The sequence below is a fragment of the Nonomuraea sp. NPDC049684 genome, from assembly GCF_044465345.1.
In the GTDB taxonomy this organism is placed as follows: domain Bacteria; phylum Actinomycetota; class Actinomycetes; order Streptosporangiales; family Streptosporangiaceae; genus Nonomuraea.
This window is the reverse complement of sequence record NZ_JBITLO010000001.1, coordinates 488562-508663: the sequence shown is the minus strand read 5'-3', so window position 1 is coordinate 508663 and position 20102 is coordinate 488562. Positions and strand designations below refer to the sequence as shown.

Genomic DNA, 20102 nt, shown 5'->3' with positions numbered 1-20102 from the left:
CCGCGCAGTACATTTCACCGGTCCGCCCGCGAAGCGAGGAAGGTGAATAGATGGCCGAGCCGGCCCGCGCCCTGCGCACGGTCGCCCACAACGTCAAGGCCGCCCGCATCCGCGCCGGCCTGTCCCTGGAGGAGCTCGGCCGGCGCGCCCAGGTCAGCAAGGGCGCGCTGGTGGCGCTGGAGAAGGCGCAGGGCAACCCCAACCTGTCCACCCTGGTCCGGCTGGCCGACACCCTGGGCATCTCGGTCTCGGCCCTCATGCAGGGGCCGCCGGAGGGCCGCCTGCGCGTGGTGTCCGCCGACGCCGTGGCCCCCTTGTGGACCGGGCCGCGCGGCGGGCAGGCCCGGCTCATGCTGACCACCACCGGCCCGGCCCCGGCCGAGGTCTGGCGCTGGCGGCTGGAGCCCGGCGAGGAGTACCCCAGCCAGCCCCACCAGGCGGGGGTGGTGGAGACCCTCAGCGTCGTCTCCGGGCGGATGACGCTCGTCCTCGACGGCGTCGAGCACCCCGTCGAGGCGGGCCAGACCGCCACCTTCGACGGCGACGCCCCGCACGGCTACCGGGGCGAGGGCGACGGCCCCTGCGACATGATCATGACGGTCCACCTCCCGCCCGGCCCCCGGACGCCGGGGTGAGCCGCGCACGCCGTCAGGAGGCCAGGCGCTCGATGGCGAAGGCGGACAGGAAGCCCACGGTGGTGATCAGGCCGGTGAGGACGTGCGCCTGCTCGAACGCCTCCGGGATCATGGTGTCGGCCACCATCGCCAGGATGGCGCCGGCCGCGATCGCGGTGATCAGCGCGATGGCCTCGGGGGAGGCCGACCGGAGGGTCAGGTAACCGGCCATGGCCGCCACGCCGCTGATCACGGCGATGCCGCCCCAGACGCCGAACACGTACGCGGGGCTGCGCCCGGCCCGTCGCATGCCGGCCGCGCTGGACAGGCCCTCGGGGACGTTGGAGACGAACACCGCCGCCACCACGGCGAGGCCGATCTCGCCGCCGTGCAGCAGGGACAGCCCGAGCACCACCGACTCGGGGATGCCGTCGAGCAGCGCGCCGACGGCGATGGCGGCGCCGCTGCCCTGTGCGTCGGCCTCGCTGGGCTGCTGGTCGCCGGAGCGCTTGCGGTGCCGGGCGCCGTGCCGCGCCAGGATCGCGTTGGCCGCCACGTACGCGCAGGCTCCGGCCAGGAAGCCGACGGCGGTGGGCAGCAGCCCGCCCGACCGTTCGGCCTCGTCCAGCAGCTCGAAGGAGAGCGCCGAGATCAGCACCCCGGCGCCGAAGGCCATGACGGTGGCGATCGCCCGCGCCGGGACCCGCACCAGCATCGCCGCGGCCGCGCCGAGGACCAGCGCGCCGCCGGCGACCAGCCCCCATGTCCCCGCTTCCAGCCACTCAGGCATGTGCACCGATCCTCTCGCGTCCTCGCCGCCGCCCTCAGGTTCTCTCGCCTCCGGCCTTCCCGTCACGCGTTCCGGAAACGGGGGATTGGGACGGAACGCCCCGGGTAGGGCAGGCGGCGGTCCGCCCCCGTCGTGAGGAGACTTGGATGGAGCACCGCCACACCCCTTGCACCCCGCGTCCGGCGCGACAGCTCTACGAGATCACCGCCCTGGACGCGGCGGGGGACCGCTGGCACACCATCGGCTGGGGGATCGACCAGGCGGAGGCCGAGTCGGCCGCGCGGGCGTGCGTCACCCGCCCGGTCCCGCCCTACCGGGCCGCCCGGATCCGGCGCGACGGCCGGGTCCTCGCCGAGCACCGCCGCAGCGCGTGAAGGCGCCGCCGTCGCCGCGCGTGGCGCTGCCGGTGATGTGCCACCGGTGGGCGCACATCACGTTCCTGCACTGGCGCTACCCCGCCGAGGTGGTCCGTGAGCTGGTGCCGGACGAGCTCGCCGTCGAGACCATGGACGGGTCGGCGTGGGTGGGGGTGACGCCGTTCCTCATGGAGGACGTACGGGTGCCCGGCCTGCCCGCCGTGCCGTGGTTGTCGACGTTCCCGGAGACCAACTGCCGCACGTACGTGCGGGACGCGCGCGGCCGTTCCGGCGTCTGGTTCCTGTCCCTGGACGCGGGACGGCTGCCGGCCGCGCTCGGCGGGCGCGCCGGCTACGGGCTGCCCTACCACTGGTCCGACATGTCGGTCCGGATCGACCGGGGACGCCGCCGCTACCGCTGCCGCCGGCGCCGGCCTGGGACGCCGGACGTGCGGTGCGACGCCGAGGCCGAGGTGGGCGGCGTCCTGCGGGAGGACGAGCAGGACGAGCTCGCGCACTTCCTGACCGCCCGCCACCGGCTGTTCACCAGGGTGGCGGGCCGGCTGGCCGCGGCCGAGGTCGAGCACCCGCCGTGGCCGCTGCAGCACGTCGAGCTGACCGGCCTCGACCAGGACCTGCTGCGGGCCGCCGGCCTGCCCGGCCCGGCCGGCCCGCCCCTCCTGCACGCCTCCCCGGGCGTGGACGTACGCGTGGGCATGTGGTCGTGGTGACCCGCTGACCGCACGGCGTCCCGGGTGAGGCTGCCCCGCCGGGGGCGGAAGGTCCTCAGGGATGACTCCGGTCTCCTCCTCCAGTCGGATGGTCTTGTCGGAGGAACTGATCGATGATCAGGTCCCCGACGATCGGAGTCGCCGATGCGAAGACCAGTCCTGATCCTCACCCTCCTGTCGGCCCTCGCGGCGCCGCTCGCGCCGGTCCCCGCGTCCGCCGCGACCACCGCCGCGACCACCGCCGCCACCGCCGCCCCGGCCGTGCGGTGGGCGCCGTGCGCGGAGGACCCCGCGGTCGACTGCGGGACGCTGACCGTGCCGGTCGACTGGAACGACCCGCGCGCCGGGACGTTCGAGCTGGCCCTCGCCCGGCGCCGGGCCAGTGACCCGGCCGCCCGCATCGGGTCGCTGGTGATCAACCCCGGCGGCCCCGGCGGCTCCGGCGTGGACGTCGTGGTGAACAACTGGCTCAGCTTCACCCCCGAGATCACCAGCCGCTTCGACGTGGTCGGCTTCGACCCGCGCGGCGTGGGCCGCAGCCATCCCGTCACCTGCTCGCTGGAGCTCGCCCAGCAGGCGCCCGACCCGCTGTCGATCAAGGACCAGGCCGGCTGGGACGCCCTGCTCGCCTTCAACCGGCGCTACAGCGACGACTGCCGCCGGCGCACCGGCCCGCTGTTCGACAACGTCCACACCGGGTACGTGATCCGCGACCTCGACGCCCTGCGCGCCGCCCTCGGCGACGACAAGCTGACCTACTACGGCGTCTCGTACGGCACCCTGATCGGCCAGCTCTACGCCGAGCGCTACCCGCGCCGGGTCCGCGCCCTCGCGCTGGACAGCAACATGGACCACAGCCTCGGCACCCAGGCGTTCCTGGACACCGAGGCATGGACCTCCCAGGACTCCTTCAACGAGTTCGTGGCCTGGTGCGGCCGGACGGGCTCGTGCGCGCTGCACGGCCGGGACGTCCGCGCGGTGTGGCGCGAACTGCTGGCCAGGGCCGACCGGGGCGAGCTGACCTTCCCCGGGCAGCCGGACGTCAAGCTGCGCAAACTCGACCTCATCGGCCTGGCCTTCGGCGCGTTCTACGGGCCGGCCTGGAGCCAGCTCGCCGAGCTGCTGGCCGCCATGGAGAGCGGCGCCGGCCCGGTCAGCCCGCTGTTCGCGCCGCCGGTCCGGGCCGCCGGGGAGACCGTCAACGACGCCACCTTCGTCTTCTGCCAGGACTATGCGCTGCCCGTCCGCGGCTACCGCGACTGGGACCGGCTGCTCCGCAGGTCGGCGGCCGTCGCGCCGGACATGCTGGTCAGCGCCGCGGCGCACCCGCTCGCGCTGTCCTGCCAGGGCACGGCCACGCCCAACCGGCAGCACCGGCTCAGGGTGGACGGCTCGCCGGCGCTGCTGCTCGGCAACGCCCTGCACGACCCGGCCACGCCGTACGTGTGGGCGGCCTCCACGGCGCTGCAGGCCGGTCGGCAGGCCCGGCTGCTGACCTACGAAGGGTGGGGGCACGGCATCTACGGGCGCGGCGAGTGCACGACGGCCGCCTTCGACCGCTACCTGGTCTCCCGTGACCTGCCCGCCCGGGGCGCCCGCTGCCCGGCCGTCCCGCCGGACGAGCTGTCGCTCAGGCGGGTCCCGGCGCCGAGCCCGCTGCCCGGCCGCCCCGGGTGGACGTCCGTCCTGCGGTAGCCGGATGGTGACGCGGCCTCGCGGCCCCCTCTCCGCGAGGCCGCGTCCTACCCCCGGGCGCCCGTGGTCAGGCGCTCGCGGAGGGCGTCGAGGCGGGCCATGGCCGGGGTCGCGGTGATGCCGTGCAGGACGACCGAGAGCACCACGGTGAAGGCCGTCACCGCCCACAGCTCCTCGGGCGGCACGCCGAAGTCGGCGTGACCCAGCGCGTACGCCAGGTAGAACAGCGACCCCACCCCCCGGATCCCGAACAGCGAGATGACCCGGCGCTCGCGGGGCCCGGCCGGGCCCCGCACCTGGGAGAGCCAGCCCGCCAGCGGGCGGATGACCAGGATCAGCAGCGCCCCGACGAGGGCGCCGCGCCAGGTGAGCGGGGCCAGGCCGCCGGCGGCGACGAATCCGCCCAGCAGGAGCAGCAGCCAGGAGGTGAAGAGCCGTTCGAGCTGCTCGACGAAGCCGTGCAGGACGTTGTTGTAGCCGTGCCCGTGCTCGACCCGGCGGATGGCGCAGGCGGCGACGAACACGGCGATGAAGCCGTAGCCGCTGACCAGCTCGGTGACGCCGTAGGCGAGCAGGGTGGCGCCCAGGGCGACGAAGCCGTCGCGGCGCTCGGCCAGGCGCAGCTCCTCGGCGGGGGAGTGGAAGAACAGCCGGCCGAGCAGGCGGCCGATCAGCAGGCCGCAGACGACCCCGGCGACGATCCGGTAGAGCACGTCCGTCAGCGCCCACTCGCCCGTCCAGCCCAGACCGCCGGCGGTGGCCAGGGCGATGGCGGCGTACACGATGGGGAAGGCCAGGCCGTCGTTCAGGCCCGCCTCCGAGGTGAGGGCGAAGCGGACCTCGTCGTCGGCGTTCTCGGCGTCGGCGGGCTCGCCCACGCTGACGTCGGAGGCGAGCACCGGGTCGGTCGGCGCGAGCACGGCCCCGAGCAGCAGCGCGGCGGCGACGGGCCAGCCCAGCACGCCGGTCGCCGCCGCGGTGACCCCGGCGACGGTCAGCGGCATCGCCCAGCCGAGCAGCCGCCAGGTCGTCGACCAGCTCCGTAACCCGATCCGTCGGTTGAGCGCCAGCCCCGCGCCCATGAGCGAGACCAGCACGCAGATCTCGGTGATGTGCTCGACGGCCGCCCGGTGGGCGACGGGGTCGGGCTCGGGCAGCCCGATCGGCAGCAGGTACAGCCCCATGCCGCCGAGCAGGTAGACCAGGGGCGGGGAGAAGGCCCGGCGGGCGAGCAGGCCGGGCAGGACGGCGGCGAGCAGCGCGGCGGCGCCGCCGAGGGCCAGGACGAGATCGGGGGTGGACATCCCGGCCCCACTGCCCTGATCAACTCAGGACAATCTTCCTTTTAAGCATGCAAACCGCCTCAGTATCCCTCGGACCGCCGAGCCGGGGCCGTCGTCGGCATATCGCGGCAATATGCACTAATCGCTACTTTTCCGACCCGTGACCGCGCGCCTACCGTGACAGGACCCCCCAACTTCTGGAGGAGGATCCGTGTCAAGGTCTCTCCGTGTCACGCTCTCCGTCGTCCTCGCCCTCTCCTTCCTGCTGGTCACCTCCCCGGCCCAGGCCGCCGTGCTGGTCCGGGTGCTGCGGTACGACGCCTCCCGGTCGGCGGAGTTCGTCAACGTGGTCAACCAGGCCGCCCAGGTCTGGAACGCGAACGTGGTGAACGTCCGGCTCATGCAGGGCACGCCCGCCAGCTTCGTCGTCCTGGCCGACAACAACTGGCCCAGGACGCTGCCCACCGGCCTCGGCCGCGGCACGATCTGGATGGGCCGCCAGGCGGTCGACCAGGGCTACTACCCGCTGCGGATCGCCACCCACGAGATCGGCCACATCCTCGGCCTGCCGGACCGGCGCACCGGGCTCTGCGGCGACCTGATGTCCGGCTCCAGCGCCCCCGTGAGCTGCACGAACGCCACCCCCAGCGCGGCCGAGCGGGCCGAGGTGGACCGCAACTTCGCCGGCGCCGCGCCCGCGGTCGAGTTCGGCCGCGTCCACGAGGACCGCTGACCTCCGGCGCGCGGCGCCCCGCCGTGCCACCCCGTGCCGCCCCGCCGGTTCGTCCGGCGGGGTTGGCCGGCGGGCCGTGATCGTATTGTCTGGGGGGATCACCCCCCCACGTGAGGATCAGCGCATGCCCCGTTCGAGAGCCGTCCTGTCAGCCCTCGCCGCCGCGGCCACGGTCCTGGCGGCGAGCGGATCGGCCGAGGCGGCGGCGGACGTGCCGTTACCCTCGGCGGTCTTCCGCGCCACGCACAACAGCTACTCGGGCAACGTCAACGGCGCCCGGAACTCGATCGCCTACCAGCTCGACCACGGCGTCCGCTTCGTCGAGCTCGACGTGCACGACAACGGGTACGCCACCGCCCGCGACTACTCCGTCGGCCACGACGCCCCCGGCGACGAGGTGGACCACGCCGGCAACCCGGCCGCCAACCTCCTCCGCGACTGGCTCGCGGTGATCGCCGGCTGGTCGGCGGGGCATCCCACGGCCGCGCCGATCGTCGTCGCCCTCGACCTCAAGGACGACCTGACCGACAACCCGTCCCACGCCGCGGGCAACCCGGCCGCGCTGAACGACGAGCTCGTGGCCGCCTTCGGGCCGCGGCTGCTGCGGGCCGAGGACTACCCGGCGACCCCGCCCACGGTGGACGCGCTGCGCGGCCGCGTGCTCCCGGTGATCTCCGGCGACGGCACGACCCGCACGCTGTACAAGCGCGACCTCGGCTCGAACCCGGCCGTCGCGGCCAACGCCCGCGGGCAGGTCGTGGAGGTGCACGACTCCGGCGCCGGAGCGCTGTGGTACTGGACCGGCGCGTACGGCGCCGACGGCCGGGTGACCTGGCTGCGCCACGGCAGGTACGACAGCGGCCTCACCCCCGCCGTCGCCCTGAACGACAATGGCGACCTGGTCGAGGTCCACCAGTCGCAGAACGCCACCACGCTCTGGTACCGCGTGGGACGCCTGGACGCCGCCGGCGAGATCACCTGGTCCGCCAGCCGCCAGTACGACAACGGCGTCCTGCCGACCGTCCGCTTCACCGACGCGGGCGGGACCCGGCTCCGGGAGATCCACCGCAGCCAGAGCAACAGCCAGAACTGGGAGTGGTCCGGCACGCTCGACGCCGGCGCGGCGAGCGTCGCGTGGAGCGGCAACGCCAGGACCTCCGACGCCCGCCACGACAAGACCACCTCCTACGGCGGCGCGCCCCGCGTGCACGTGTGGACCGGCGCCGACGGCCCGACCCCGGCGCGGACCCTGCGGGTGGACACCGACGCGGTCACCGGCGACCGCATCCGCTACCGGCAGGTCGCCTTCACCGAGTTCCAGCAGGGCGACAGCGCCGAGCTGCGGCAGGACGCGCTGTTCTACGCGGCGCCCGCCGGGCAGTCGTCGTTCATCACCGACGCGCGGCGGGCGGGCCGGCTCGTCCGCGGCTGGGACTTCGACTCGGCGGGCCAGGCGACCGATCCGCCGGCGAACTACCCGGCCACCAACCATCCGTACGACGCCTGGTACCAGGACCTGCTCACGCGGACGGGCGCGGTGGAGTGACCGGCGGACGGCGGCGGGTCAGCACGCGGGTGGTGCCGCCGTCGTCCTCGGCGATGTCGCGTACGTGCTCGAAGCCGATCCTGCGCAGCACGGCCAGCGAGGCGAGGTTGTCCGGCGCGACGGTGGCGTGCACCTCGGCCAGGCCGAGGGCGCCGAAGCCGTGGCCGACGATCGCCTCGGCCAGCTCCCGGCCCAGGCCCGCCCCCCACACCGCCGGGACCAGCGCGTAGATGAGCTCGTGGCCCGGCACGGTGTCGGTCGGCTTGATCTCGGCGTGCCCGACCAGCTCGCCGTCCCGGCGCACGGCCCAGACGGCGAACAGGTCCTGGGCGTAGACCTTGCTGAAGATGCGGCCGAACAGCGCGCGGTCCTCGGCCTCGGTGGCGGTGCCGTCCCCCATCCACCGCGTGACCCGCGGATCCTGGAACATGGCGACGAACGCCTCCTCGTCGGCGGGGACGTACGGCTCCAGCAGCAGCCGCTCGGTGCGCAGAGTAGGAGTCATGAACGGCGAACCTACTCGAACGCCGCACGCCCGACGACTCGTTTTCCGCCGGGACGCCGCTGGTCACGCCTCCAGTTCGGCCGCCCGGCGCAGATCCTTCGGCCGGCCCAGGGCGCGGCGCATCCGGATCAGGTCCTCGCGCGTGACGTAGTGGACCTCCAGGCCGCCGGGGCCGGTCGCGGTCAGCGCGCGGTCCAGGCACTCGCCGACCCGAAGCCCTCCCCAGGGCAGCGCCGGGGTGCAGCAGTCGCCGCCGGCCCCCGGCGAGGTGAACTGCGTCTTCGGGCGCAGCAGGGAGTCCGGGCGCAAGGGCAGCGGGCGGCCCGTCTCGTCGGCGAGCCGGGCGCCGACCGAGGCGAAGGCGGCGGCCAGGGCCGGGGCGTGGGCGGGGCGGCCGTCCCAGAGCAGGTCGAGGTCGCCGGTCAGCTCGGCGGAGCCGTGCATGATGCCGGCGACCTGCCCGATCACCGCGGCCCGGACGCCATGCCGGTGCAGGGCTTCGAGCAGGGGGAACGGGTCGAAGCCGAGGGCGCCGTCGGTGCCGATCGTGCCGGCGTCGTCGTCGGCGTCCTCGTGGCCCACGCCGGTGGCCCCCCGGTCCAGGGCCAGTTCGCGGGTACGTCGCGCGGCGGCGCGGAGGCGGTCCAGCGGTTCGTCGATCATCCGGACATGCAACACCGGCCGCCGCCGTGGCGCACGCCATTTTCGCCGTGCTAACTTGGCCGTATGACCAACTTGGCCGACCGGCCAAATTCGGCGCGCGGCGACCGCCGTCGCGAGCAGCTGGTGGAGACCGGAATCGCGCTGCTGGGCGAGCACGGGTGGCCCGGAGTCACCACGCGGGCCGTGGCCGAGCGGGCCGGCACCAACCCCGGCCTGATCCACTACCACTTCGGCGGGCTGCCCGGCCTGCGCGAGGCGATCTTCCGCCGCGCCACCGACCTCGTCGTCGGCCCGCTGGTCGCCGAGCTGCTGGCCGCCGCCGACGAGCGCGCCGCGCTGGCCCTGCTGCGCGGCCTGCCCGCCCAGGCGGCGGCCGACGGGCCGACGACCCGGCTGGCCGCCGAGCTGATCGTGGGCGCCACCCGCGATCCGGCCCTGGGCGTGGTGCTGCGCGACGAGCTGCGCCTGGCCCGCGGCCGCATCGCAGCCCGCCTCGGCCGCCTGCGCCCCGGCTGGCCGGCCGCCCGCCTCGACGGCGTCGCCACGCTCGTCACCGCCGCGATCGACGGGCTGATGCTGCACCACATCATCGATCCCGCCCTCCCCGTCGGCGAGGCGCTGTCGGCGGTGGAGGACCTGCTGGCGGCGGGCGAGCCGGCCGCGCCGCCGCCCGGCTGACGGCGGCGGCGCGGCCGGGCCGCCCGGGACGGGTCACCCACCACGGAAGGAGACCGACCATGGAGATCGTCAGGAGACCGGACCCGCCGGCCGGGCTGCGCCGCCGCCTGTGGCGGCTGCCCATCCTGCTGTACCGGCTCGGCCTCGGGCCGCTGCTGGGCGGCCGCGTCATGCTGCTCACCCACACCGGACGCGTCTCGGGCCTGCCCCGCCGGGCCGTCATCGAGGTCGTCCAGCGCGACGGGCACGGCTACGTGGCCGCCTCCGGCTTCGGCACCAAGGCCGACTGGTACCGCAACGTCCTGGCCACCCCGCAGGTGAGCCTGCAGGTCGGCGGCCACCGCTGCCGCGCCACGGCGGTGCCGCTGGAGCCCGGCGAAGGCGCGGACATCATGGCCCGGTACGCCCCCCGCCACCCGGCCGCCGCCCGCCGGCTCTGCCGCGTCATGGGCTTCGCCGTCGACGGCGGCGTGGACGACTACCGCGAGGTGGGCAGCCGCATCCCGTTCGTCCGGTTCGTTCCGGGGTGATCGGCGAAGCCGTCCAGGGCCTTCAGGATCTCGTCGCGGAAGCCGCCGCTGCCGGTGTGACCGGAGTCCTCCACGACCACCAGGCGGGCATCGGGCCACGCCTGAGCCAGGTCCCAGGCGTACTCCAGGGGCGCGCCGAGGTCGAAGCGGCCGTGGATGAGCACGCCGGGGATGCCCGCCAGCCGGTGCGCCTCCCGCAGCAGCACACCCTCCTCCAGCCAGGCGCCGTTGGAGAAGTAGTGGGCGCAGATGCGGACGAGCGCCGCCAGCCGGTCCGCCGGCCGGTCGCTGTAGGCGTTGGGCTTGCCGTTGGTCTCCAGTGAGATGACCGTGTCCTCCCAGGCCGTCCAGTCGTGGGCGGCCTTGGCGCGGACCGCCGGATCGGGGTCGGCCATCAGCCCTGCGTAGGCGCTCAGCACCTCCACGACGCTGCCCCGGCACTCCTGCGGCACCCCCTCGCGGAAGCGCTGCCGCTGCTCGGGGAAGAACCGGCCGACGCCGTCGTACAGCCAGTCGATCTCCGAGCGGCGGGTGGTGGTGACCCCGGTGAGGACGATCTCCGAGACCCGCTCGGGGTGGGCCTCGGCGTAGGCCAGGATCAGCGTCGAGCCCCACGAGCCGCCGTACAGCAGCCAGCGGTCCACGCCCAGGTGCTCGCGCAGCCGTTCCATGTCGGCCACCAGGTGGTGGGTGGTGTTCGCCGACAGGTCGGTGGCCGGGTCGGCGGCGTGCGGCCGGCTGCGCCCGCAGTTGCGCTGGTCGAACAGGATGATCCGGTACCGCTCGGGGTCGAAGACCCGCCGCTGGCCCGGGGTGCAGTTCGACCCCGGCCCGCCGTGGACGACCAGCGCGGGCTTGCCGCCGGGGTTGCCGCACGCCTCCCAGTGGACGAGATTTCCGTCGCCGACGTCGAGCAGGCCATGGTCATACGGTTCGATCGCGGGATACATCCGGCCACCGTACTAGGGGTTCACGGCCGGCCGTCCTGGTCCGCGGGGGCGCGGCGCATGAACAGCTCCAGCCGGGACCGGCCGTCCGGATGGTCGAGCGTCACCCGGTCGCACACGCGCTGCATCATCCACAGCCCCATGCCGCGCTGCGGCGGCCAGGCCGGGACGCGGTTGAGATGGGCGGGCGTCAGGGTGCCGCGCTCGTCGATGACGTGCACCGTCACGCCGTCCTCGTCGCTGCGGGCGCTCACCGTGCCGGGCGCCTGGGCGTGTTCCAGGACGTTGCCCGCCGCCTCGCTGACCGCCAGCACCAGCCGTTCCACCCGCTCCTTGTCGAGCCCCGCCTCCAGGGCGAAAGCGCTGACCAGGCCGCGCAGATGGGCCAGATTCGCGCCGATCGGCACGTGCAGCCCGAAGGACTCGCCCATGGTCACCGCCTGATTCGTCCCGTTGGTCGGTACCGGCCCCCCGCCGCGACGAGCGGAGTGCGCGTGCGGCCGCTCATCTGTCAGTGAGCAAATCCTAAGCACCCTGATACGACATTCGGCCGGAAATTCCGCGAAACCCCTCCGGGCGGCGTGCCGCGCCTGCCTAGGATGAGGACAACCTGGCCTGGGGAGGCAGCACGATGGTGATTCCGCCGCCGGTGCAGACGGGCGATCACATCGGGGCGCGCTTCGCCTCCGACGACGACTTCCTGGCCGCCGCCGCCGGGTTCGCGCACGCGGGCGCCGACCGGCGGGCCCAGGTGATGCTCGTCCCCTCGCCCCGGCTGCGCGGCCCGCTGGGCGACCGGCTCGGCGCGTCCGCGGCGCTGCGGGACGCGCTCGGCGAGGGCCGCCTGCACGTCATGGACCCCGGCGAGGTGCAGCTCGCCGGCGGCGGGTTCGACCCCGGCCGCCTGCACGCCGCCTACCGCGAGGCCGCCCGGGCCGCGACCGGCGCCGGTCACCCGGGTCTGTGGGTGGCCGTGGACATGACGTGGGCCCGTCCCGGCGTCGTGGACGCCGACGCGCTCGTCGCGTTCGAGGCCGCCGCCAACACCCTGTTCACCCCGGGCACCCTCACCGCCCTGTGCGCCTACGACACCCGCGTCTTCCCCCCGGCCCTGGCCTTCCGCGCCTGCCAGGCGCACCCGGCGATCGCCGAGGCGGCCCGCTTCGGCCACCGGGTCACCGCCGACGGGCTGGCCTTCTCCGGCGAGGCCGACGTCACCAACGCCCTGGCCTGGACCGCGCTGCTGGGCTCGCTCGCCCCCGACCACCACGTGGTGGACATCAGCGCGATGTCCTTCCTCGGCGCGCGGGCGCTGACCGACCTGGCCGCGACCGCCGGAGCCCATCCCCGGCCGCTCACCATCCGCGCCACCGCCCGCCAGGTCACCCGGCTGTCCCTGCTGAAGATCGACCGGCTCGCCGCCGTCGAGGTCCTGCCCGCCAGGACGGCGTGACGCCCCGGCGGGCTACCGGCCGGTTCCGTGCGCGGGCGGCTCGCCGGAGGGGAACAGGATCGCGCTGAGCAGGTAGGGGGCGCGGCCGGGGGCCGGGGCGTTGCCCAGCCGGTCGCCCAGCACCGCCAGCAGGTCGGTCAGCATCGCGGCGAGCTCGCCGGGGCTGAGCCACACGGTGCCCTGCCGGTAGGAGACCGAGTCGGCGACCGGGTCGGCGCCCTCGCGGCGCAGGTAGGCGTCGAACTCGGCGATCAGGACGGCCATGGCGGCGGCGAACCCCCTGCGGTGGTCGTCGAGCGACATCGACCCTGCGGCTTCGGCGTCGATCGCGGGACGGTCCTGGCGCAGCCGGTAGCGGCGCTCGGTGGCGCCGCGTACCCGCTGCTCGCCCTCGACCTCCAGGAACCCGCCCTCGGTCAGGTGGGCGACCTGGCGGTAGACGGTGATCTTGGGAACCTCGGGCATGCGGGCGCAGAGCTGGGCGATCGTCATCGTGCCCGCTGCGGCCACGGCGTGCACGATGCGCAGCCGTACGGGGTGCAGCAGCTGCTCGACAGGGTCCATGGCCTGACGATTTCATATGAGATACCGTTATCCAAAATGAAAACGTTCGGTTCGCGGAGCGGAGCGGAGGAGGCGGCATGCGCGACGTGCCAGGGCGGACGGTGCCGGTGAACGGGCGGCACGTCTATGTCGAGGAGACCGGCGAGGGCCCCTTACCGGTCGTGTTCGAGGCGGGCGGCGGCTGCGGGCGCACCTGCTGGGACGCGGTGACGCCGCTGCTGGCGAGCAGGGCGCGGCTGGTGACCTACGACCGCGCCGGACGCGGGCGCAGCGGCCCCGCGGCCGGGCCGCTCGGCATCGACGATCTGGCGGCCGACCTGGTCGCGATGACCGAGGCCGTCGTGCCGGGGGAGTTCGTGCTGGTCGCGCACAGCATGGGCGGGCTGGTCGCGCGGCGTGCCGCCGAGCTGCTGGGGCACCGGCTGCGCGGGCTGCTGCTGGCCGACGTCCTGCCGGAGACCTCGCCGGTGTACGACGCCTGGGACCGGACCGCCGCCCAGGTCGACCGCATGATGGCGGTGACGCAGGCGCTCAGCCGGTTCCGTCCCCTGGCCCGGCTGTTCAGCGGGAACGTCCGGCGGCTGTTCCCCGCCGACACCTACCGGACCATGCTCGCCGAGGACTTCACCCCAACCGGGGTCGCCCGGACGCGCCAGGAGATCCGGGCCGTGGCCGCCGCGATCCCGCAGTTCCGGGCGCGACCGCCGCGGCTGCCGCACTGCCCGACGATCGTGTTGTCGGTGACCCGCGCCGCCCGTGGGCGGGAGCGTCAGCACGCCGCCAACCGCGAGCACCAGCGCCGCTACGCCGGCAGCCTGCCCGACGGACGCCACGAGGACGTCTTCTCGGGCCATCTGGTCCAGGCCGAGCAGCCGCACCTCGTCGCCGACCGCACGGCCCGGCTCATCGGGTGAAGCAGTCGCCGGACGGCGTGAGCCGGGCGGACATGTTGCGTTCCATCATGTTCAGCGCCGCCTGGCCGAGATCGTCATGGATGGCCGCCACGCAGTCGGGCGGCACGGTCAGCTCGTAGTGCCGCACGTAGGCGTCCAGCGCGCTGTACAGCACGCACTGCTCCGTCACCTGCCCGGTCAGCACCACCCGCTCGACCCCGCTCTGCGACAGCAGGTACTCCAGCGCCGTGCCGAAGAACGCGCTGTGCCGCACCTTGGGCAGGAACGCGCACCCCGGCGGCGGCAGGACCGGCTGCACCAGGTCGGGCCGCCGGCCCTTCATCGCCCGCTCCTCGATCTCCCGCCGGTCGGCGGCGAAGTCGCCGTGGTTGTCGTTGACGTACACCAGATCGACGTCGTCCCGCTCGCGGGCCCGCGCCACCAGGTCCGCGAGCGGCTCGACGATCGGCTCCACCTGCCGGGCGAGCCGCTCGGCGTCCTGGTGCTCGTACGGGTTCAGCATGTCGATGACGACCAGCGCAGATCTTGCCATAACCCCTGTCCTGTCCAGCTACCTGGCGTTTTATCCAGGACAAATCAGGGCATGGGGCGGCTGGTCAGTTCTGGTCGATGAACCGCTGGGCGAGGGTGCGGCCCAGCGTCACGGCCTGGTCGTGGTTCTCGATGGCCGCCACCTTCGTCCCGGAGCCGGTGAAGGCGATGTACGTGACGCCGGAGTCGGTGCCGCCGTTGCTCGGATCGGGGTTGATGCCCAGGTCGGCGGCGGTGCGGTAGGAGGCCTCGCCGATGATCCCGGACGGGCCCGTGTCGCCCGTGACCGCGTACTCGACCTGGCCGTTGTAGATGACCGCCACCACCGTCCCGCAGCCGATGCCCTTGGTCCGGTAGTCCCAGATCGAGCTGGGGCTCGGCACCACCACGTACGGGAGCTGCGCCGCGTTGAGCGGCGTGTCCGAGGTGGTGTGGCAGAACGTGTCGGCCTGGAAGCAGCAGTCGGTGCTCTCGTTGCACTGCGCGGTGCGGACGCCGTCGCAGTCGATGTCCAGGTCGCCCTTCCAGAACACGCCGCCGGTCTTGCCGCACACCGGGACGGTCCCGGAGGAGACGTCGGAGTCGGTCTTGTACTTGCCGCTGGAGATCTGGGAGCACGTGGTGAGCTCGGCGAGTAGCTGGTCGGCGGTGGGCCCGCCGGTGCCGCCGGTCGTGGTGCCGGTGACCGCGGCGCTGTGCCCGGACTCGTTGCCCGCCGCGTCCACCGCCGTGATCGTGTACGTGTGGGCGGACCCGGCGGCCAGCCCCGCGACCGTGGCGCTCGCGGTGGGCGAGGTCGCCACCACGGTCGTGCCCTCGTAGACGCGGTAGCCGGTGACGCCCACGTTGTCGGTGGAGTCCGTCCAGGCCAGGGAGATGCCGGTGGCCGAGACGCCGGTGACCCGCGGGCTCGCCGGCACGGTGGGCGCCTGGCCGTCGGCGCCGCCGGCGCCGCTGACCGACAGCCGGTCCACGTTCGGGCCGCCCTCGGCGCCGGTCCCGGTCGCGCGGACGGTGTTGACGCCGGCGTTCAGCGTCACCGTGGCGCGGGCGTCGGCCCAGGTGTCCCAGTTCCCGGTGCCGGGGAAGGCCAGGCCGGTCACCGCGGTGACGCCGTTGACGGCGACGTCCATCGGGCGGCCGGCGGCGGTGCCGTTGGCGTAGCGGAAGGTCAGCGTGTGGCTGCCGGCCTCGGCGACGTTGACCGACCATTCGACCGAGCCGCCGGGGGCGTTGACGTAGTCGACGAACCCGGCGCCGGTGTAGCCGGTGTGGTTGGTGGCCACGCTCGCCTGCGTCAGCGTCGCGGCCTCGGCCTGGTACTCGGTGGCCGGGGCGTCGGCGGTCGTGGCCTCCAGGAAGTCGAGGTTGGGGTTGCCGCCCGCGGACGCGGCGGTGACCCGGATCTTGTTGTCGCCCCGGTTCAGGGCGGCGGTGAGGGTGGAGGTCGCCCAGGTGTCCCAGTTGGCGGTCGCGCCGAACGAACGCCCGGCGGACACGACCGTGCCGTTGACGGAGACGTCGGCGGTGCGGGCGGAGCCGGTGCCGTTGGCGTACCTGATGGCCAGGGTCGCGGTGCCGGCCGCCGGGGCGTCGACGGTCCACTCCGTGTACGGGCCGGCCGCGTTGACGCTGTTGACGAAGCCGGTGCCGGAGAACCCGGCGTGGTTCGCCTCGACGGCGCCCTGGACGTTGGTGGCGTTCTCGGCCTCGTAGCGCACGATCGCCGCGCGCGCGGGCAGCGCCACGAGCGCGGAGACGGCCAGGCACGCGACGGCGGCCGGGACGAGGGTGCGTAAGCGGGTTGCGAGCACGGGTCACTCCCTCGGGGGCTACTGGATGGCGGAACGGCGGATCGTGTCGGCGCTGCCGTCGCCGTTGTTGTCGGAGTTGGTCGAGCCGAACCAGATGGCGGCGGCGCCCGGCACCTTCTCGACCAGGCGCAGCCGGCCGTACGTGCCGTTGAAGTAGGAGTTGACCGTCGAGACGTTCTCGCCGTTCAGGACGATGCGCCACAGCCGCTGGCCGCGCAGCGCCGCCATGAAGACCGTGTTGCCGACGATCGCGATGCCGCTCGGCGAGGCCTCGGCGACGCTCCAGGTGTACTTGGGGTTGGTCATGCCGGAGGTCGTGCAGGTGCCCTCGCAGGTCGGCCAGCCGTAGTTCTTGCCGGGCTGGATCAGGTTGAGCTCGTCGCGCGCGGAGTTGCCCAGCTCCGACGACCACAGCCGGCCGGCGGAGTCCCAGGCCAGGCCCTGCGGGTTGCGGTGGCCGTAGCTGTAGACGCGGGTGCCGAACGGGTTGCCGGGCGCGGCGGCGCCGGTCCTGGTGAGACGCAGGATCTTGCCGTTGAGCGAGTTCAGGTTGGGCGCGTTGGCCGACTGCTGGGCGTCGCCGGTGGTGGCGTACAGGTAGCCGTCGGGGCCGAAGCGGATGCGGCCGCCGTTGTGGTAGCGGTTCTTGTCGATGCCCTGGAGGATCGTGGTGTAGCCGCTGAGCGTGCTGCCGTTGAAGTTCATCTTCGCGATGCGGTTGCCCTCGGCGGCGGTGTGCATGAAGAACACCTCCTGGTCGGTCGTGCCGTTCCAGGTGGGGGAGAGGTCCAGGCCCATCAGGCCGCCCTCCCCGTCGGTGGTCTGCACGTTCGGCACGGTCCCGACCTGCGTCTTGGTGCCCGACGGCGTCACCTTGAACACCTTGAACGTGTCCCGCTCGGTGACCAGCGCGAAGGAGCCGTCCGGCGTCCAGGAGGCGTCCCAGGGCACGTCCCAGCCGCCCGCGACGGAGGTCGGCGTCTGCGGCACGGTCCCGCACCCGCCCGTGGTGAACGCGGCCGAGGCCGGGCTCGGCGCGGAGAGCTGGCCGGCGGTGTCGCGGGCGACGACGTCGAGCTGGTAGGTGTGCGCGCACTCCAGCGGCACGACGGCGCTGGTGGCGGGCGGCGCGCCGGTGACGGTGGCCAGCACGGCGCCGGAGGCGTGGTCGCGGACCAGGTAGGCGCGCACGCCGCCGTCGTCGGTGGAGGCGGCCCAGGTGACGGTCGCCGACGTGGGCTGCACGCCGCTGACCGCGGGCAGGCCGGGCGGCGAGGGCGGGTCGTCCGGCGGCGCGGGCAGCGTGTGGCAGGCGGCCTCGGGGCTGCTCAGCGAGACGTTGCCGGAGGCGTCCCGGGCGAACACCGACAGCTGGTAGCCGAAGTCGGGGGTCAGCCCGGTCAGCGTGGCCGGCGGCGCGGGGGCGGTGGCGATGAGCTGGCCCTGCTGGTAGATGTCGTAGGCCACGACGCCGATGTCGTCCGTGGCGGGCGGCCAGTCCAGCTTCAGGCTGTTGTGGGTGATCTCGCTGCACACCGGCTGGCCGGGCGCGGTCGGCTTCTGGGTGTCGGCCGGTCCGCTGACGCGCAGCCGGTCGAGGTTGGGGCCGCCGTCCGCGGTGGTCGCGGTGGTCCGTACGGTGTTGGCGCCCGCGTTCAGGGTGGCGTTGAGCGTGACCTCGTTCCAGGTGGTCCACGCGCCGGTGCCGGGGAAGGACCGGGTGGCGGCGGCGCCGTTCACCGAGACGCTCATCGGCCGGTCGATCGTGGTGCCGTTGGCGTAGCGGAAGGTCAGGCTCTGCGGGCCGGTGGCCGCCGCGCTGACCTGGAACTCGACGTACGAGCCCGTCGCGTTGTCGTAGTTGACGAAGCCGGAGCCGGTGTAGCCGGCGTGGTTGGACTCCACGACGCCCCGCGCGATCGTGGCCGTCTCGGCCTGGTAGTCGGTGAAGGCGCTGACCTGGACGTCGGCGTCGAGGTAGTCCCAGTTGGGGTTGCCTCCGGCGGTGGCGGCGGTGGCCCTGATCGTGTTGGGGCCCGCCTTGACCTGGGCGGTCAGCGTGACCGTGGCCCAGGTGTCCCAGTTGGCGGTGGGGACGAAGGAACGGGCGGCGGCCACGACCGAGCCGTTGACGGCGAGGTCGGCGGGCCGGTCGCCGGTGGTGCCGTTGGCGTAGCGCAGGGCCAGCGTGGCGGTCCCGGCGGCGGGCGCGTCGACGGTCCACTCCGTGTAGGAGCCGGCGACGTTGTCGCCGTTCACGAAGCCGCTGCCGGAGTAGCCGGTGTGGTTGGACTCGACGGCTCCTTGCGAGAGCGTCGCGTTCTCGGCCTCGTACCGGGTGGGGGCGGCGTCGGCGGGGCCGGCGGGCACGGCCAGCGCGCCCGCGACCAGCGCGAGGACGCATAACCGGGTCTTCCACGAGTTCATCGGGTGGCTCCTGGGGGGTGAGCGGCTTTTCATCGTGTTCCCACAGGGAGTCACGGCCGTCAACAAGTTGTCGATCTTGGAACGCTCCAAGTTTAGGAAACTTTACTAACTCGGCCCTGAGGAGACATCGGAGGTGCGTGCACCCGTGGACAGACTTCCGCCGGAGATGTATGTCTGGGGCAGACGGGAGGTCGGATCTGTGATCGTCACCCCTGGGCGGGAGGCCGGCGCCATGCGGCCCGGAAACCGACGTCAACGCTCGCCCCCGGCGGCTGGACAGCCCCGCGGCGATGCCGGGACGATACGTGATCATGGACCAGAACGACCCCCGGGAGCCGCGCCTGAGGCCGGCCGAGCCCGATGACCACGGCCGCATCGTCGCCGTGCTGGACGACTGGTGGGGACGGCCGATCAGCGCCGGGCTGCCGCGCCTGTTCCTCGACCACTTCCACCGCACCAGCCTGGTGGCCGAGGACGGCGACGGCCTGGCCGGGTTCCTCGTCGGCATCCTGTCGCCCTCGACGCCCGGCCTGGCCTACGTGCACTTCGTCGGCGTCGCGCCGCGCCTGCGCGGCGGCGGCCTGGCCCGCCGCCTCTACCGGCGCTTCTTCGCGCTCGCCCTGGCCGACGGGCGCGACCGGGTCAGGGCGATCACCTCCCCGGCCAACAGCGCGTCCATCGCCTTCCACGCCGCGATGGGCTTCACGGTCACCGGGCCCGTCCCCGACTACGACGGCCCCGGCGTCGACCGCGTCGTCTTCGAGGTGCGGCTCCCGCCACGATGACGGCCGCGCCCGCTCAGCGAGGGTCGGTACGGGCGTTGAGACGGTTCAGGGTCGTCGCGAGGGCCGAGCCGTAGACCACGTGCCCGAGGGCCATCACCGCGGGGCGGCCGGGCCGGTCGCGGGAGACCGGCGGCAGGATGTCCAGGCCCGGGATCCAGCCCTGGTAGCTGGCGAGCCAGATCGTCAGCGCGTACCCCACGCCCAGCGCGGACGGGGTGCGGCGCCCGCGGGCGAGCAGGCCGAACAGGGCTCCGGCGGTGACGCCGAACCCCAGGTGGGCCAGCGCCCCCACGACGCCCTCGCCCGGTTTGGGCCGGTGCCGGTGGCCCGGCAGCAACGCCCGCGCGATGCGTTTCGGCGGCTGGTCCTCCATCAGGCCCGCCCGGCTGCCGGCGAGCATCACCACGCTCATCGCCGCGGTCGCCACGGCGCCGCCCGCGGCGCCCTTCATGAGGTTGCGCATGCCAAGCCCGGTGCCCGGGACGGAACGCCGGAAACGGGCCGTGACCCGGAACACGGCCGGCGGCTGACATGGGGGCCGGC

Annotated in this window: 22 protein-coding genes; 11 read left to right on the top strand and 11 right to left on the bottom strand. The window is 74.1% G+C overall.

The genetic code is table 11. The annotated features are described in order from the left end of the window. Positions 1–50: 50 nt before the first annotated feature. Positions 51–635, top strand: a complete 585-nt coding sequence (locus ACIBST_RS02380; protein WP_397168377.1) for a helix-turn-helix domain-containing protein — start codon at positions 51–53, stop codon at positions 633–635. A 13-nt stretch (positions 636–648) separates the two neighbouring features. Here ACIBST_RS02380 and ACIBST_RS02375 read toward each other — a convergent pair whose 3' ends face one another. Beyond that, entirely contained in the window at positions 649–1404 is a 756-nt protein-coding gene (locus ACIBST_RS02375) for a ZIP family metal transporter (RefSeq protein ID WP_397168375.1), read from the bottom strand. A gap of 146 nt (positions 1405–1550) precedes the next feature. Here ACIBST_RS02375 and ACIBST_RS02370 point away from each other — a divergent pair, with 146 nt between their 5' ends. The 3 genes from ACIBST_RS02370 (at position 1551) to ACIBST_RS02360 (ending at position 4186) form a co-directional block, all read left to right on the top strand. Beyond that, positions 1551–1778 carry a hypothetical protein gene (locus ACIBST_RS02370; RefSeq protein WP_387670264.1) on the top strand — a complete coding sequence of 76 codons (228 nt, stop codon included), beginning with the start codon at positions 1551–1553 and terminating at the stop codon, positions 1776–1778. Further along, a complete protein-coding gene (locus tag ACIBST_RS02365; RefSeq protein WP_397168373.1) occupies positions 1775–2491 on the top strand; it encodes a YqjF family protein in 717 nt (238 codons plus the stop codon). Before ACIBST_RS02370 ends, ACIBST_RS02365 begins: the two co-directional genes overlap by 4 nt. A gap of 144 nt (positions 2492–2635) precedes the next feature. Then, a complete protein-coding gene (locus tag ACIBST_RS02360) occupies positions 2636–4186 on the top strand; it encodes an alpha/beta fold hydrolase (RefSeq protein WP_397168371.1) in 1551 nt (516 codons plus the stop codon). A 47-nt stretch (positions 4187–4233) separates the two neighbouring features. On the opposite strand, the gene ACIBST_RS02355 is transcribed toward ACIBST_RS02360, so the two are convergent. Further along, positions 4234–5490, bottom strand: coding sequence for a cation:proton antiporter (locus tag ACIBST_RS02355; RefSeq protein ID WP_397168370.1), 1257 nt, complete (start codon positions 5488–5490; stop codon positions 4234–4236). Positions 5491–5680: 190 nt separating this feature from the next. Between ACIBST_RS02355 and ACIBST_RS02350 the strand changes: the two genes are divergently transcribed. Together ACIBST_RS02350 and ACIBST_RS02345 are read left to right on the top strand one after the other, a co-directional pair. Continuing rightward, positions 5681–6202, top strand: coding sequence for a snapalysin family zinc-dependent metalloprotease (locus tag ACIBST_RS02350; RefSeq protein WP_397168368.1), 522 nt, complete (start codon positions 5681–5683; stop codon positions 6200–6202). 124 nt (positions 6203–6326) lie between these two features. After that, positions 6327–7748 carry a hypothetical protein gene (locus tag ACIBST_RS02345; RefSeq protein WP_397168367.1) on the top strand — a complete coding sequence of 474 codons (1422 nt, stop codon included), beginning with the start codon at positions 6327–6329 and terminating at the stop codon, positions 7746–7748. Here the strand turns inward: ACIBST_RS02345 and ACIBST_RS02340 are convergent. Continuing rightward, on the bottom strand, positions 7723–8253 hold the full coding sequence (locus ACIBST_RS02340; RefSeq protein WP_397168365.1) for a GNAT family N-acetyltransferase: 531 nt from the start codon (positions 8251–8253) through the stop codon (positions 7723–7725). The genes ACIBST_RS02345 and ACIBST_RS02340 overlap by 26 nt on opposite strands. A 63-nt stretch (positions 8254–8316) precedes the next feature. Then, complete coding sequence (locus ACIBST_RS02335; RefSeq protein WP_397168363.1) at positions 8317–8916, bottom strand: hypothetical protein; 600 nt, start codon at positions 8914–8916, stop codon at positions 8317–8319. Positions 8917–8979: 63 nt separating this feature from the next. Here ACIBST_RS02335 and ACIBST_RS02330 point away from each other — a divergent pair, with 63 nt between their 5' ends. Together ACIBST_RS02330 and ACIBST_RS02325 are read left to right on the top strand one after the other, a co-directional pair. Continuing rightward, positions 8980–9594: a TetR/AcrR family transcriptional regulator gene (locus tag ACIBST_RS02330; RefSeq protein ID WP_397168361.1), complete on the top strand. Its 615-nt coding sequence runs from the start codon at positions 8980–8982 to the stop codon at positions 9592–9594. Positions 9595–9653: 59 nt separating this feature from the next. Beyond that, entirely contained in the window at positions 9654–10124 is a 471-nt protein-coding gene (locus ACIBST_RS02325; RefSeq protein ID WP_397168360.1) for a nitroreductase family deazaflavin-dependent oxidoreductase, read from the top strand. Here ACIBST_RS02325 and pip read toward each other — a convergent pair. Together pip and ACIBST_RS02315 are read right to left on the bottom strand one after the other, a co-directional pair. Then, positions 10073–11074 (bottom strand): prolyl aminopeptidase, encoded by a 1002-nt coding sequence (gene pip, locus ACIBST_RS02320; RefSeq protein WP_397168358.1) that lies wholly within the window; start codon positions 11072–11074, stop codon positions 10073–10075. The genes ACIBST_RS02325 and pip overlap by 52 nt on opposite strands. 20 nt (positions 11075–11094) lie before the next feature. Then, a complete protein-coding gene (locus tag ACIBST_RS02315; protein ID WP_397168356.1) occupies positions 11095–11502 on the bottom strand; it encodes an ATP-binding protein in 408 nt (135 codons plus the stop codon). A 200-nt stretch (positions 11503–11702) separates the two neighbouring features. On the opposite strand from ACIBST_RS02315, the gene ACIBST_RS02310 reads away from it, so the two are divergent. Then, complete coding sequence (locus ACIBST_RS02310; RefSeq protein WP_397168354.1) at positions 11703–12524, top strand: MEDS domain-containing protein; 822 nt, start codon at positions 11703–11705, stop codon at positions 12522–12524. 12 nt (positions 12525–12536) lie between these two features. Here ACIBST_RS02310 and ACIBST_RS02305 read toward each other — a convergent pair whose 3' ends face one another. Then, positions 12537–13088 (bottom strand): helix-turn-helix domain-containing protein, encoded by a 552-nt coding sequence (locus ACIBST_RS02305; RefSeq protein WP_397168353.1) that lies wholly within the window; start codon positions 13086–13088, stop codon positions 12537–12539. Positions 13089–13165: 77 nt separating this feature from the next. On the opposite strand from ACIBST_RS02305, the gene ACIBST_RS02300 reads away from it, so the two are divergent. Continuing rightward, a complete protein-coding gene (locus tag ACIBST_RS02300) occupies positions 13166–14002 on the top strand; it encodes an alpha/beta fold hydrolase (RefSeq protein WP_397168351.1) in 837 nt (278 codons plus the stop codon). On the opposite strand, the gene ACIBST_RS02295 is transcribed toward ACIBST_RS02300, so the two are convergent. The 3 genes from ACIBST_RS02295 to ACIBST_RS02285 form a co-directional block, all read right to left on the bottom strand. Beyond that, complete coding sequence (locus tag ACIBST_RS02295; RefSeq protein WP_397168349.1) at positions 13992–14534, bottom strand: cysteine hydrolase family protein; 543 nt, start codon at positions 14532–14534, stop codon at positions 13992–13994. The genes ACIBST_RS02300 and ACIBST_RS02295 overlap by 11 nt on opposite strands. A gap of 64 nt (positions 14535–14598) precedes the next feature. Beyond that, entirely contained in the window at positions 14599–16347 is a 1749-nt protein-coding gene (locus ACIBST_RS02290) for a glycoside hydrolase family 75 protein (RefSeq protein ID WP_397168347.1), read from the bottom strand. An 18-nt stretch (positions 16348–16365) separates the two neighbouring features. Next, positions 16366–18774: a PQQ-dependent sugar dehydrogenase gene (locus ACIBST_RS02285; RefSeq protein ID WP_397168345.1), complete on the bottom strand. Its 2409-nt coding sequence runs from the start codon at positions 18772–18774 to the stop codon at positions 16366–16368. 311 nt (positions 18775–19085) lie between these two features. Here ACIBST_RS02285 and ACIBST_RS02280 point away from each other — a divergent pair, with 311 nt between their 5' ends. Continuing rightward, positions 19086–19559 (top strand): GNAT family N-acetyltransferase, encoded by a 474-nt coding sequence (locus ACIBST_RS02280; protein ID WP_397168344.1) that lies wholly within the window; start codon positions 19086–19088, stop codon positions 19557–19559. Between the two features lie 13 nt (positions 19560–19572). On the opposite strand, the gene ACIBST_RS02275 is transcribed toward ACIBST_RS02280, so the two are convergent. After that, a complete protein-coding gene (locus ACIBST_RS02275) occupies positions 19573–20022 on the bottom strand; it encodes a DUF6789 family protein (RefSeq protein WP_397168343.1) in 450 nt (149 codons plus the stop codon). Positions 20023–20102 lie beyond the last annotated feature (80 nt).

What these genes read in the sequence shown, in the direction of transcription:
- ACIBST_RS02380 (WP_397168377.1), top strand. Translation starts at nt 51, where the DNA reads ATGGCCGAGCCGGCCCGCGCCCTGCGCACGGTCGCCCACAACGTCAAG.
- ACIBST_RS02375 (WP_397168375.1), bottom strand. Translation starts at nt 1,404, where the DNA reads ATGCCTGAGTGGCTGGAAGCGGGGACATGGGGGCTGGTCGCCGGCGGC.
- ACIBST_RS02370 (WP_387670264.1), top strand. Translation starts at nt 1,551, where the DNA reads ATGGAGCACCGCCACACCCCTTGCACCCCGCGTCCGGCGCGACAGCTC.
- ACIBST_RS02360 (WP_397168371.1), top strand. Translation starts at nt 2,636, where the DNA reads ATGCGAAGACCAGTCCTGATCCTCACCCTCCTGTCGGCCCTCGCGGCG.
- ACIBST_RS02355 (WP_397168370.1), bottom strand. Translation starts at nt 5,490, where the DNA reads ATGTCCACCCCCGATCTCGTCCTGGCCCTCGGCGGCGCCGCCGCGCTG.
- ACIBST_RS02345 (WP_397168367.1), top strand. Translation starts at nt 6,327, where the DNA reads ATGCCCCGTTCGAGAGCCGTCCTGTCAGCCCTCGCCGCCGCGGCCACG.
- ACIBST_RS02340 (WP_397168365.1), bottom strand. Translation starts at nt 8,253, where the DNA reads ATGACTCCTACTCTGCGCACCGAGCGGCTGCTGCTGGAGCCGTACGTC.
- ACIBST_RS02335 (WP_397168363.1), bottom strand. Translation starts at nt 8,916, where the DNA reads ATGATCGACGAACCGCTGGACCGCCTCCGCGCCGCCGCGCGACGTACC.
- ACIBST_RS02330 (WP_397168361.1), top strand. Translation starts at nt 8,980, where the DNA reads ATGACCAACTTGGCCGACCGGCCAAATTCGGCGCGCGGCGACCGCCGT.
- ACIBST_RS02325 (WP_397168360.1), top strand. Translation starts at nt 9,654, where the DNA reads ATGGAGATCGTCAGGAGACCGGACCCGCCGGCCGGGCTGCGCCGCCGC.
- pip (WP_397168358.1), bottom strand. Translation starts at nt 11,074, where the DNA reads ATGTATCCCGCGATCGAACCGTATGACCATGGCCTGCTCGACGTCGGC.
- ACIBST_RS02315 (WP_397168356.1), bottom strand. Translation starts at nt 11,502, where the DNA reads ATGGGCGAGTCCTTCGGGCTGCACGTGCCGATCGGCGCGAATCTGGCC.
- ACIBST_RS02310 (WP_397168354.1), top strand. Translation starts at nt 11,703, where the DNA reads ATGGTGATTCCGCCGCCGGTGCAGACGGGCGATCACATCGGGGCGCGC.
- ACIBST_RS02305 (WP_397168353.1), bottom strand. Translation starts at nt 13,088, where the DNA reads ATGGACCCTGTCGAGCAGCTGCTGCACCCCGTACGGCTGCGCATCGTG.
- ACIBST_RS02300 (WP_397168351.1), top strand. Translation starts at nt 13,166, where the DNA reads ATGCGCGACGTGCCAGGGCGGACGGTGCCGGTGAACGGGCGGCACGTC.
- ACIBST_RS02295 (WP_397168349.1), bottom strand. Translation starts at nt 14,534, where the DNA reads ATGGCAAGATCTGCGCTGGTCGTCATCGACATGCTGAACCCGTACGAG.
- ACIBST_RS02285 (WP_397168345.1), bottom strand. Translation starts at nt 18,774, where the DNA reads ATGAACTCGTGGAAGACCCGGTTATGCGTCCTCGCGCTGGTCGCGGGC.
- ACIBST_RS02280 (WP_397168344.1), top strand. Translation starts at nt 19,086, where the DNA reads ATGGACCAGAACGACCCCCGGGAGCCGCGCCTGAGGCCGGCCGAGCCC.
- ACIBST_RS02275 (WP_397168343.1), bottom strand. Translation starts at nt 20,022, where the DNA reads ATGCGCAACCTCATGAAGGGCGCCGCGGGCGGCGCCGTGGCGACCGCG.